Annotated in this window: 14 protein-coding genes; 6 read left to right on the top strand and 8 right to left on the bottom strand. The window is 65.4% G+C overall.

Annotated elements, in window-relative coordinates; all coding sequences use genetic code 11:
* Positions 1 to 21: 21 nt before the first annotated feature.
* From NWF24_RS33080 to sucC, 5 genes are all read right to left on the bottom strand, one after another.
* The gene (locus tag NWF24_RS33080; RefSeq protein WP_093174460.1) at positions 22 to 675 is read right to left on the bottom strand and encodes an FHA domain-containing protein; all 654 of its coding nucleotides are present in this window, start codon (positions 673 to 675) and stop codon (positions 22 to 24) included.
* 66 nt (positions 676 to 741) lie between these two features.
* Complete coding sequence (locus NWF24_RS33075; RefSeq protein WP_258352203.1) at positions 742 to 1,551, bottom strand: Stp1/IreP family PP2C-type Ser/Thr phosphatase; 810 nt, start codon at positions 1,549 to 1,551, stop codon at positions 742 to 744.
* Positions 1,552 to 1,579: 28 nt separating this feature from the next.
* The gene (locus tag NWF24_RS33070) at positions 1,580 to 2,263 is read right to left on the bottom strand and encodes a TerC family protein (RefSeq protein WP_258352202.1); all 684 of its coding nucleotides are present in this window, start codon (positions 2,261 to 2,263) and stop codon (positions 1,580 to 1,582) included.
* 104 nt (positions 2,264 to 2,367) lie between these two features.
* Positions 2,368 to 3,261: a succinate--CoA ligase subunit alpha gene (gene sucD, locus NWF24_RS33065; protein ID WP_007828710.1), complete on the bottom strand. Its 894-nt coding sequence runs from the start codon at positions 3,259 to 3,261 to the stop codon at positions 2,368 to 2,370.
* Positions 3,262 to 3,271: 10 nt separating this feature from the next.
* A complete protein-coding gene (gene sucC / locus NWF24_RS33060) occupies positions 3,272 to 4,438 on the bottom strand; it encodes an ADP-forming succinate--CoA ligase subunit beta (protein WP_042577345.1) in 1,167 nt (388 codons plus the stop codon).
* Between the two features lie 204 nt (positions 4,439 to 4,642).
* Between sucC and argC the strand changes: the two genes are divergently transcribed.
* Entirely contained in the window at positions 4,643 to 5,566 is a 924-nt protein-coding gene (gene argC / locus NWF24_RS33055; RefSeq protein ID WP_258352201.1) for an N-acetyl-gamma-glutamyl-phosphate reductase, read from the top strand.
* Between the two features lie 22 nt (positions 5,567 to 5,588).
* On the opposite strand, the gene NWF24_RS33050 is transcribed toward argC, so the two are convergent.
* The gene (locus NWF24_RS33050; protein WP_258352200.1) at positions 5,589 to 6,317 is read right to left on the bottom strand and encodes a hypothetical protein; all 729 of its coding nucleotides are present in this window, start codon (positions 6,315 to 6,317) and stop codon (positions 5,589 to 5,591) included.
* 128 nt (positions 6,318 to 6,445) lie between these two features.
* Between NWF24_RS33050 and yiaA the strand changes: the two genes are divergently transcribed.
* Positions 6,446 to 6,883 (top strand): inner membrane protein YiaA, encoded by a 438-nt coding sequence (gene yiaA, locus NWF24_RS33045; protein ID WP_258352199.1) that lies wholly within the window; start codon positions 6,446 to 6,448, stop codon positions 6,881 to 6,883.
* 23 nt (positions 6,884 to 6,906) lie between these two features.
* Here yiaA and NWF24_RS33040 read toward each other — a convergent pair whose 3' ends face one another.
* A complete protein-coding gene (locus NWF24_RS33040; protein WP_258352198.1) occupies positions 6,907 to 7,749 on the bottom strand; it encodes an IclR family transcriptional regulator in 843 nt (280 codons plus the stop codon).
* Between the two features lie 10 nt (positions 7,750 to 7,759).
* Positions 7,760 to 8,530, bottom strand: a complete 771-nt coding sequence (locus NWF24_RS33035; protein WP_258352197.1) for an SDR family oxidoreductase — start codon at positions 8,528 to 8,530, stop codon at positions 7,760 to 7,762.
* A gap of 230 nt (positions 8,531 to 8,760) precedes the next feature.
* On the opposite strand from NWF24_RS33035, the gene NWF24_RS33030 reads away from it, so the two are divergent.
* The 4 genes from NWF24_RS33030 to NWF24_RS33015 are packed head-to-tail and all read left to right on the top strand — an operon-like array spanning position 8,761 to position 11,743.
* Positions 8,761 to 9,420 carry an RraA family protein gene (locus NWF24_RS33030; RefSeq protein WP_093055222.1) on the top strand — a complete coding sequence of 220 codons (660 nt, stop codon included), beginning with the start codon at positions 8,761 to 8,763 and terminating at the stop codon, positions 9,418 to 9,420.
* A gap of 7 nt (positions 9,421 to 9,427) precedes the next feature.
* Entirely contained in the window at positions 9,428 to 9,754 is a 327-nt protein-coding gene (locus tag NWF24_RS33025; protein ID WP_258352196.1) for a UxaA family hydrolase, read from the top strand.
* Positions 9,755 to 9,768: 14 nt separating this feature from the next.
* On the top strand, positions 9,769 to 11,010 hold the full coding sequence (locus tag NWF24_RS33020) for a UxaA family hydrolase (RefSeq protein WP_258352195.1): 1,242 nt from the start codon (positions 9,769 to 9,771) through the stop codon (positions 11,008 to 11,010).
* Between the two features lie 49 nt (positions 11,011 to 11,059).
* Positions 11,060 to 11,743, top strand: a complete 684-nt coding sequence (locus NWF24_RS33015; RefSeq protein WP_097197622.1) for an amino acid ABC transporter permease — start codon at positions 11,060 to 11,062, stop codon at positions 11,741 to 11,743.
* The last annotated feature ends 17 nt before the right edge of the window (positions 11,744 to 11,760 follow it).

Below are 11,760 nucleotides of genomic sequence, written 5' to 3'. Positions count from 1 at the left end.
CGGGCCGAAAGAAAAAGCGGCTCAGATGCGCACGAACTGCATGCGCGTGGCGCCGCCCAGTTCGAGCACGTCGCGCTCCTGCAGCGCAACCGCCTCGGCGCCGAGCTGCAGGCCGTTGAGCGTGACATTGCCTTCGACGCCCGCGGCCACGTAGCCCTGCCGGCGGCGCGTGACCACAGCCACCGCGACACCGGGCTTGCCGATGGTGGTGACGACCTTCTGCAGGGCCACGTCCTGCCCTTCGTTGGCGCCGGAGAGCACGCGCAGCACCGGAATGCCGAGCTCGACCAAAGCGCCGGATTCCGTTGGCGCCGACGACAGCGGCATGGACCCCGAGGGGTACTCGGCCGACGGGGAGCGGACCGAGCCAGTGCCAATGGGCAGATTGCTGCGCGCGCGGAAATGGATGCGACAGCCCCCGACCTCGATGACATCGTTGTCCTTGAGCGCCTGCTTCTGGATGGCGAGCGCATTGACGTAGGTGCCGTTGGTGCTGTTGAGATCTTCAATTTCGACTTCGCCACCGCTCATGTGCAGCACAGCATGCTCGCCGCTGACCGCCAGATTGTCGATCACGATGTCGTTGTAAGCACGGCGTCCCAGCGTCGTGCGTTCCTTGGCAAGCGCCACTTGCCCGATGACAACGCCATCGACCGAGATGATCATCTTCGGCATTGCCGACTCCCCGAATCCAGAGCTTGAATGACGGCAAGCACATTGGCGGATTGCCGCCAGGGCCTGCTACTTGGCCGTGCGAGGCGCTTCTGCAACGCTCGCGCTGGCAAGGACAACCGAGATGTTGTCCCGTCCACCATTGTCATTGGCAATTGAAACCAAAAGTGATGCTTTTTTCTGAAGCCCGACATCGTGTCCTAGAAGCGTGAAAAGCTGCTCATCCGAAACCATCTCGCTGAGCCCGTCGGAGCAAAGCATATAGAGATCGCCCGGTCTTGCGCTGTGTTCGTGCATCTCCAGCAAGACTTGGGCCTCCACGCCCACGGCGCGCGTAACGAGGTTGCGGGTGGGCGAATTCAGGGCTTCCTCGGCGGTAATGGCGCCAGCATCGAGCTGCTGCTGCCGCAGCGAGTGATCGCGAGTGAGCAACTCCAGCTTGTTGTTGCGCACCCGGTAGCACCGCGAATCGCCGATGTGGCCGACCAGCACGCGCTGCGGCCGGAACGCCGCGAGCACCAGGGTCGTCCCCATGCCCTGCAGTTCGTGATTGGTCATGCCGGCATGCAGGATCGAGCTGTTGGCCTCGTCCGTGGCCGCCTGCAGCGCCCGCCGGATCACGCGGGTCGGCGCCTGCATCCCTGCCTGGGCGAACCACCGACCGAAGCTGGCGTGCATCAGCGAGACAGCCATGGCGCTCGCAACCTCGCCGCCCTTGTAGCCGCCCATGCCGTCGGCCAGCAACGCCAGCCCGAGCGCAGGATCGACGTGCACGGCGTCTTCGTTATGGGCGCGCGTCCGCCCGACGTCGGTCAGGGCGGCAAATTCCCAGGTCAGCGGAGGGCGGGTGGAGAACAGGGAAACGCCGACACTCGCCATGGTTTGTCAGTGCCGACTTCTCGAAAACTCAGTGCGCAGCGGCGCGTGCGCGCCGTTGCAGCAAGCGGCCACCGGCCACGACGAGCAACGCACCTGCGGCAGCCGCCGCGTAGTGCAACCAGGGGTTGGCCGCCAGCGTGTCGCGCAGCACCGTGTCTTGCACGATGGTTTCGCCGCCGACCCAGCCGATCAGCGCGGCGCCCAGCATGACGATGATCGGGAAACGTTCCATGAGCTTGATCATGAGCGTGCTGCCGAAAATCACCAAGGGAATGCTGATCGCCAAGCCGAGAACCAGCAGGACCATGCTGCCTTGCGCGGCGGCCGCGACGGCAATCACGTTGTCCAGGCTCATCACCAGGTCAGCCAGCAGGATGGTGCGCACGGCGGCCATCATGCTGCCGTATTCCTTGGATTCGCCCTCGCCCTCGTCGTCCTCGCTCAGCAGCTGCAGGCCGATCCACAGCAGCAGCAGGCCGCCGATGATCTGCAGGTAAGGCAGCGCGAGCAGCTTGGCCGCCACCACCGTGAGCACGATACGCAACACCACGGCCGCGCCCGAGCCGAAGAGCACGGCCTTTTTCTGCTGCGCGGGCGGCAACGAACGCGCCGCCATGGCAATCACCACCGCGTTGTCTCCCGACAGGATGATGTTGATCCAGACGATCTTGAGCAGACCTAACCAGAAGTCTGTGCTTTGAAGAATTTCCATGTCTCTGATCCCACTGTGTTTTATTGAAAAAAGCGCCCGCAATCCAGTGCGGGCGCTTCTTTGTTTCTGCGTGGTCCTACGGCATGTTGCTGCCGTTTTCCGGTTTAGAGCTGTGCCTTGAGCAGCTTGGCCAGTTCCGAGAAGTTGCGCGTCACGGTGAAGCCGCATTCTTCCATGATGGCGAGCTTGGCATCAGCCGTGTCGGCGCCGCCCGAGATCAGCGCGCCGGCGTGGCCCATGCGCTTGCCGGGAGGAGCGGTAACACCGGCGATGAAGCCGACCACCGGCTTCTTCATGTGTTCCTTGCACCAGCGGGCTGCGTCGGCCTCGTCCGGGCCGCCGATTTCGCCGATCATGATGACGGCGTCGGTATCCGGATCGTCGTTGAAGGCCTTCATCACGTCGATGTGCTTCAGACCGTTGATCGGGTCGCCGCCGATGCCGACTGCCGACGATTGGCCCAGGCCGATTTCCGTCAGTTGAGCCACGGCTTCATACGTCAGCGTGCCCGAGCGCGAGACCACGCCGATGCGGCCCTTGCGATGGATGTGGCCGGGCATGATGCCGATCTTGATTTCGTCGGGCGTGATCAGGCCGGGGCAGTTCGGGCCCAGCAGCAAGGTCTTCTTGCCGCCGGCCGCTTCCTTGGCCTTCATCTTGTTGCGCACTTCGAGCATGTCGCGAACCGGGATGCCTTCGGTGATGCAGATCGCCAGGTCCAGGTCGGCCTCGACGGCTTCCCAGATGGCGGCCGCGGCGCCTGCCGGCGGCACGTAGATCACCGACACGGTGGCGCCGGTTTGCGAAGCGGCTTCCTTGACCGAGCCGAAGATCGGGATGTTGAAGATCGACTCGCCGGCCTTCTTCGGGTTCACGCCCGCCACGAAGGCGTTCTTGCCGTTCGCGTATTCCTGGCACTTCTCGGTGTGGAACTGGCCGGTCTTGCCGGTGATGCCCTGCGTGATGACTTTGGTGTCTTTGTTGATGTAGATCGACATGACTTGTTCCTTAGGCCTTCTTGACTGCTGCCACGACCTTCTGGGCCGCTTCCGCCATGGTGTCGGCGCTGATGATCGGCAGGCCCGAATCGGCCAGCAGCTTCTTGCCTTCGACTTCGTTGGTGCCCTTCATGCGAACGACCAGCGGCACTTGCAGGTTCACGGCCTTGCAGGCTGCGATCACGCCGGTGGCGATGGTGTCGCACTTCATGATGCCGCCGAAGATGTTGACGAGGATGGCCTCCACGTTCTTGTTCTTCAGCATGATCTTGAAGGCTTCGGTGACCTTCTCGGGGGTGGCACCGCCGCCCACGTCCAGGAAGTTGGCCGGCTCGCCGCCGAACAGCTTGATGGTGTCCATGGTGGCCATGGCCAGGCCGGCACCGTTCACCAGGCAGCCGATGTTGCCGTCCAGCGAGATGTAGGCGAGGTCGAACTTCGAGGCTTCGACTTCGGCCGCGTCTTCTTCGTCGAGGTCACGCAGGGCCACGATTTCGGGGTGGCGGAACAGCGCGTTGCTGTCGAAGTTGAACTTGGCGTCCAGCGCCATGACGTTGCCCTTGCTGTCACGGTTAAGCGGGTTGATCTCGACCAGCGAGGCGTCCGTCTCCATGTAGCAGGTGTAGAGCTTCTTCAGGATGTCGACCGTCTGGGCGGTCGAGTCGGCCGGCATGCCGATGCCGTCGGCGATCTGCTTGGCCTGTTCGTCGGTCAGGCCCTTTTCGGGGTCTGCGAACACCGTGATGATCTTCTCGGGCGAGGAGTGAGCCACTTCCTCGATGTCCATGCCGCCTTCGCTCGATGCGATGAAGGCCACCTTCTGGGTGGCGCGGTCGGTCACAGCCGAAACGTAGTATTCCTTGTTGATGTCGGCGCCGTCTTCGATGTAGAGGCGGCGGACCTTCTGGCCTTCGGGGCCGGTCTGGTGCGTCTTGAGTTGCATGCCGAGGATCTCGCCGGCGAGCTTCTTGACATCTTCGATGGACTTGGCGACCTTGACGCCACCGCCCTTGCCGCGGCCACCCGCGTGAATCTGCGCCTTGACGACCCAGACCGGGCCTCCAAGTTTCTGGGCGGCTTCCACCGCCTCCTGAACCGTATAGGCCGGGATGCCGCGCGGCACCGGCACGCCGAACTTGGCAAGGATTTCCTTGCCTTGGTACTCGTGAATCTTCATGAGGGATGTCTCTCGGAAGGAGGAGGTTGAGAACGGGAGATCTGGGTGAGAGTGTTTCTGCTCTGTTGCTCGCGGGCGACGGCGGCCTGACGGCCGGGGGCGGCGAACAACCGCGGACTGTATCATGGTGCGCCGCACCAATACTGTACGTGGGGTTGCGGGCAATACGTACTTTCTTCTAGTTACCCCGGGGCACCCTCCATCATGGCCAAGGTTTTCATCGACGGCGAAGCCGGCACCACCGGCCTGCAGATTCGCGAACGGCTCCAGGCGATGCCGCAGATCGAACTCGTGAGCATCGCGCCCGAGCTGCGAAAAGACGTGAACGCCAAGCGCGACCTGATGGCGGGCGTCGACCTGGTGGTGCTGTGCCTGCATGACGACGCGGCGCGCGAATCGGTCGCGCTGATCGACCAGTTGCCCGGCAAGAAGCCCAAGATCATCGACGCCTCCACGGCGCACCGCATCGCCCCCGGTTGGGTGTTCGGCTTCCCCGAACTCACCGAAGGCCACTGGCAAGCCGTGGCCAAGGCCGAGCGCGTCGGCAACCCCGGCTGCTACGCCACCGGCGCCATCGCCATGGTGCGCCCGCTGGTCGACGCGGGCATCCTGCCGGTCGACTTCCCCATCTCGCTGCCCTCCGTGAGCGGCTATTCGGGCGGCGGCCGGACCATGATCGAGGCCTACGAAAAAGGCGAGGCATCGCCGTTCGAAATCTACGCCCTGGGCCTGAAGCACAAGCACATCCCCGAAATCATGACCTACACCGGCCTCACCCGCCGGCCGGTCTTCATTCCGTCGGTGGGCAATTTCAAGCAGGGCATGCTGGTCCAGCTGCCGCTGCACCTCGACCTGCTGCCCGGCAAGCCGAAGGCCGGCGACCTGCAAGATGCGCTGGCCGCGCACTATGCGCGCAGCAACACGCCCGAGAAATTCGTGAAGGTGCTGCCGCCCACCGAGGACGGCAAGCTCGAAGCGCTGGCACTCAACGACACCAACGAGCTCGAGATCCGCGTGTTCCCCAACGAGGACCATCGCCACGCCGTGGTCATCGCACGCCTGGACAACCTCGGCAAGGGCGCCAGCGGCGCCGCGGTGCAGAACCTGAAGCTGATGCTGGCGCTCTGAGCGCCACGCCTCGCCAGCTTCGTCAGTTCACCAGCCAGAGCCCGACGCCCAGCAGGGCCGCGTGCGCGCCCAGCGCGATGTACAGCGGCTTGCGCGAAGGCGTTGCCATGTCCTGCAGCGTCTCGTGGATGCGGCGCGCGAGTAGCGCGCGCAGCGCCGGGTCTTGCACAGCGCCCTCGCCTGCCACCGGCTCGCCATGCTCCGCGCGACTTTGCTGCCATTCGGCCAGCATCTCGCTCAGCGGCAGCCGGTTGAGCACGAAGCCCACCACCGAACGCACCGCCTTGCCTTCGCCCAGTACCGGCGCGAGTTGCTTGCTCAATGCATCGACCGACAGCCAGTCGGCCGCGCGCTGCAGAGTGCCGTGGGCGCGCGGCATCGCTTCGATGCGCCCGGCAATCGCGCCACCGAGCCTCTGCGACACGGCCTCGCCACGCGCCGCGACCAGATGCTGCATCGCACGCGCGCGCCCTTGCTGCACGCCCAGCATCGCGTAGACGACCACGAACAGCAGCAGCAGAACCGCCACCAGCAGCGGCGGCGAGGTAATGAGCGCGACGATGGCGCCGGCTCCACCGGCACGCGCAGCCGTGTTGCCCGGCCCCTGCAACTGGCTCAGATAGAAGAAGAAAACGCCGCCGCCAAGGAGGACGCCAAGCAGGCCGCCCTTGATGACGGAACCGGCGAAAGACAAGCCGGCCTTGGCGCCGGTGCGAACGAGAGACGGCTGGCCGACGGGGTCGGATGACATGGAAAAACTCCTCCGTAGTTGACGGCCGTTCTGCTCGACTGCTTGCGATGCAATCTGGCGGCCTGCCGCGGATCATGCCATCGGCGCCCCACACCATAATCGCGCACCAACCACACGAGGAGGACTTCATGGCCGTCAAATTCCAGAAACCGACCGCGGCATTCGTCGCCGCATCCTGGGCCGCGCTGCTCATCGGCGCCATCGTCTACCTGATCGGGCTGTGGAACGCCTCCATGCAGCTCAACGAGAAGGGCTACTACTTCACCATCCTGATGTACGGCCTGTTCGCCGCCGTGTCGCTGCAGAAGACTGTGCGCGACCGCCTCGAAGGCACCGCCGTCACCGGCATCTACTACGGCCTGTGCTGGATCTCGCTGCTGCTGTCGGTGGCGCTGCTCGCCGTCGGCCTCTTCAACGCCACGCTGGCCGCGAGCGAAAAGGGCTTCTACGCCATGGCCTTCCTGCTGAGCCTGTTCGGCGCGGTGGCCGTGCAGAAGAACGTGCGCGACATCGCCGCGCACAAGAGCGAGATGACGTCGCTCGACGACTCGCCCGAAGCAAACTGAGGGGCAGCACCCGGGGCCGGGCGCTACTCGTTGTCGTTGTAGCCGCTGGCCCCCATCAGCGCCGACAGGCGCGCGGAGATATTGCCGACGATGCCGCGCACCTGCACCACGTCCGGCGCCGACTTCTGGTCGATGCGCTCGATGTACGGCACATTGATCGACGCGATCACGTGGTCGGCCGCCCCCATTACGGGGAACGCGATGTTGGTGATGCCGCGCGTCTGCTTGCTCGGCATGGCCGAGTAGCCGCGCTCGCGCACCTCCTGCAGGATGGCGAAGAGCTCGCCCGGGTCCATGTCGAGCTCGCCTTCCACGCCGATGTGGGCGCGCAGCATGCGGGCACGGTCGATCTCGTCGCGGAAGGCCAGCAGCACGTGGCCTGACGACGTGTCCGTCAGCCCCATCACCACCCCCACCTTGAGCCCGAACGACCAGCGCTCGGGGCTCTCGACCTGCGCGATGACGACCACGCGCCCGCCCTGGTACATGGTGAGGTGGCACGACTGGCGCGCCCGGTTGGCCAGCTCGCGCAGCAACGGCAGCGCCGCGCTCACCAGGCTCTTGAGCGGTTGCTGGCGATGCGCCAGTTCGAACATGCGCAGTGTGAGCGTGTAGCGGTCGTTCTCGTCGACCTGCACATAGCCGCGCCGCTGCAGCGTCACCGCCATGCGGAAGATCTCACTGACCTTGCGCCCGACCTTCTGCGCCAGTTCGTTCAGCGTGTAGCCGGTGGCGCTGTCGGCCAGCGCCTCCAGGATGTCCAGCCCCTTCTCGAGCGCTGGCGCGGCATAGCGCAGCGCGCCCTCCCCATCGGGCGCGGCCTCTTCCTGACTCTGTTGTTCTTCCGGCGCTGGTGCTTGCTTCATTGTTCCCTGCTCAGTTCGACCATCCACCGTCGATCATATGGATCGCGCCGGTGGTGAAGGCCGATTCGTCGGAAGCCAGATACACCACCAGCGCGGCAATTTCCTCCGGCTTGCCGACGCGCCCGAGCGGCTGGCGCGCCACGAAGGCGGCGCGCACTGCGGCTTCGTCGGAGCCGGCCTGCTCGGCCTGGGCCGCGATGCGATCGCGCAGCGAGGGCGATTCGACCGTGCCTGGGCAGATGGCATTGCAGCGCACGCCCTGCTGGATGAAGTCGGCCGCCACCGCCTTGGTGAGCCCGATGACCGCGGCCTTCGAGGCGCCATAGACGAAGCGGTTGGGCACGCCCTTAACGCTCGACGCGGCCGAGGCCATGTTGATGATCGAACCGCCACGCTCCAGCATCGCCGGCAGGAAGGTGCGGATGGTGCGGTACATCGACTTCACATTGAGGTCCATGCTGAAGTCCCAGTCGGCTTCCTCGCAGGCCAGGATGTTGCCGCTGTGCACGAAGCCGGCGCAGTTGAAGAGCACGTCGAGCCGCCCCGCGGTCTGCGCGAAGGCTTGCAGCGCGGCGCTGTCGCGCACGTTGAGGGTGGCGGTCTTCAAGCCCGACAGGCCTTCTTCACGGGCCAGCACGGTGAGTTCGGCCAGCGCAGCCTCGTCCACGTCGGTGGCCCAGACGGTGGCGCCCTCGCGCGCCAGCGCCAGCGCACTGGCGCGGCCGATGCCCTTGCCGGCGGCGGTGACGAGGATGTTCTTTCCCTGAACGCGAGAAGTCATTTGGCGATGTCCTTTTAGTGAGTGTTGACGCATATGTGAAATATAAATTTCACTGATGAAATCAAATATACGCGACCCACAGGCTCTTTCATCCTCTCAAAAACCCGAGATCAATCGCTCTGTCGTTGGTGAATACCCTTGAATTGGCGCAAACCCCAGCTTCCATTCAAGGTCGCGCTGCTAATCTCATTTGTGAAAAGTAATTTTATATAAGAAAACGAGATTCATCCATGGCCCAAGCACCCTCCTCGCTGCTCACCCGCCTGCAAGCCTGCTACACGGGCATCCTCCACGACGTGATGCGCGCCGCGGGGCTGCGCGACTTCACGCTGCCGCCCACGCTGCGCCCGCTGATCGCCGGCCAGAAGATGTGCGGGCCGGCCTTCACGGTGAACGGCCGCGTCGACCCGACGGCCGATCCCCACGAGACGCTGATGGCGTGGACCGGCTTTCTCTCGCGTGCCAAGCCCGGCCACATCGCCGTGATCCAGCCGAACGACTCGACCGTGTCGCACATGGGCGAGCTCTCGGCCGAGACGCTGGGCCGCAAGGGCGTGCTGGGCGTGATCGCCGACGGCGGCGTGCGCGACGCCGAATTCATCCTGCAGCAGGGCTTCCAGGTGTGGCACCGCTACTTCACGCCGCGCGACATCGTCGGCTACTGGCTGCCCGACGCAATGGACGTGCCGGTGCGCATCGGCGACGTCACGGTGAACCCCGGCGACCTGTTGCTGGCCGATACCGACGGCGTGATCTGCCTGCCGCTCGCGCAGGCCGAGGCCATCGTCACCGAGGCCGAACACATGATGGGCCGCGAGAACCTCGTGCGCACCGCCATCCTCGCGGGCACCGACCCGCAAGAGGCCTACCTGAAGTACCGCAAGTTCTGAGCGCCGGATGCCGAACCCGCAATCCATCGACGCCCGGCTGGTGCTGCTCTCGCCCGGCGACAACTGCCTGATCGCCTGCACCCACCTCGCGGCCGGCACCGCCGTGCAGCTCGAAGGCGGCACCGTCGTGCTGGCCAAGGACATCGGCCTGGGCCACAAGCTCGCGCGCCACGCCATCGCAGCCGGTGAGAAGGTGCTGAAGTACGGCGCCGTCATCGGCAGCCTGCGTGCACCGGTCGCGGCCGGCGAGCACATCCATACGCACAACCTCGACAGCGACTACACGCCCACCTACACGCTGGACGAAGGCAAGACCTTCGTCGGGCACGCCTGAGGCGCCCTCCCCGCATGAACGCTCCCAATCTCCAGATCAACGGATTCCCGCGCGCCGACGGCCGCAAGGGCATTCGCAACGTCGTGGTCGTGGCCTACCTCGTCGAGTGTGCGCACCACGTGGCGCGCGAGATCACGCTCAACTTCCGCCAGCAGGACGGTGAATCGGAAGTGCACCTCGTCGGCTTCCCCGGCTGCTACCCGAACGAGTACGCCGAACGCATGATGCAAGCGATTGCCACGCACCCCAACGTGGGCGCGGCGTTGCTGATCTCGCTGGGCTGCGAGAGCATGAACAAGCGCAAGCTCGAAGAGGCCGTTGCCGCCTCGGGCCGGCCGGTGCACACGCTCACTATCCAGCAAAAGGGCGGCACGCGCACCACCATCCGCGAAGGCACGCAGTGGGTGCAGTGGGCGCTGGCCGAACTCGCGCAGCAGCAGCGCGTGCCCATGGACCTGAGCGAGCTCGTCGTGGGCACCATCTGCGGCGGCTCCGACGGCACCAGCGGCATCACCGCCAACCCGGCCGTGGGCCGCGCCTTCGACCTGCTGATCGAACAGGACGCGCGCTGCATCTTCGAGGAAACCGGCGAGTTGATCGGCTGCGAGTTCCACATGCAGCGCCGCGCCGCCACGCCGGAGCTCGGCGAAGCCATCGTCGAATGCGTGAACAAGGCCGCGCGCTACTACAGCACCATGGGCCACGGCAGCTTCGCGCCGGGCAATGCCGACGGCGGGCTCTCGACCATCGAGGAGAAATCGCTGGGCGCGTATGCGAAAAGCGGCGCCTCGCCCATCAACGGCATCGTGAAGCCGGGCGACGTGCCGCCGCAGGGCGGCCTCTACCTGCTCGACGTGGTGCCCGACGGCGAGCCGCGCTTCGGCTTTCCGAACATCAGCGACAACGCAGAGATCGTCGAGCTGATCGCCTGCGGCGCGCACCTCATCCTGTTCACCACGGGCCGCGGCTCGGTGGTGGGCTCGGCCGTGTCACCCGTCATCAAGGTCTGCGCCAACCCCGACACCTACCGCCAGCTCGGCGAAGACATGGACGTGGATGCCGGCCGCATCCTCGAAGGGCGCGGCACGCTGCAGGAGGTGGGCGAGGAGATCTTCGACGCGGTGCGCAGCGTTGCCGACGGCGCGGCCACCAAGTCCGAAGCGCTGGGACATCGCGAATTCATCCTGACCTACAAGGCCTTCGAACCGCTCGGCCCTTCGTGCCTGCCGCTCGCCAGCATTGCTCGCGCTGCGTGAGCGGCGCCCTCCCCCGCTTTCTTCCATTGGACTTCCGGAGCCCAACGCATTGAACTACCAGTTCGACTTCATGCCCGTGCTCGAGCAGTGGCCGCTGCTGCTCGAAGGCGCGTGGACCACTGTGCAGCTGTCCTTCATCGCGACGGTGCTGGGCTTTGCGCTGGGCACGGTCTGCGCGCTGGGCCGCAACAGCCGCCATGGCTGGCTGCGGCGCCTGACGGGCGGCTACGTGGAGGCCATCCGCAACACACCGCTGCTGATCCAGAGCTACTTCCTCATCTTCGGCCTCTCCAGCGCCGGCGTGACGATGCCAATCATGGTGGGCGCGGTGCTGGCGCTGGTGGTGAACATCGGCGCCTACAGCTGCGAGATCATCCGCGCGGGCATCGAGTCGATCCACAAGGGCCAGCTCGAGGCGGCGCAGTGCCTGGGCCTGTCGAAGCTGCAGGTGTTCTGGCACGTGATCCTGCGGCCCGCGGTGGAGCGCGTGTACCCGGCGCTCGCCAGCCAGTTCGTGCTGCTGATGCTGGCCTCCAGCATCATGTCTTCGATCGGCGCGGAAGAACTCTTCGGCGTGGCCAACCGCATCCAGTCGGACACCTTCCGCAATTTCGAGATCTTCATCGTGCTGTGGGTGGTGTACCTGGCGCTGTCATACGCCATGCGCCTGGGCTTCTGGCTGCTGGGCATGCTGATCTTCCCGCGCCGGCGCAAGCTGGGCACGCCGCTGTGAGGCGGGCGAAAGAGGTT

Origin of the sequence: Variovorax paradoxus (assembly GCF_024734665.1) — a bacterium.
In the GTDB taxonomy this organism is placed as follows: Bacteria; Pseudomonadota; Gammaproteobacteria; order Burkholderiales; family Burkholderiaceae_C; genus Variovorax.
Note: the sequence above shows the minus strand (reverse complement) of the source record. Positions and strands in the feature narration are given on the sequence as shown.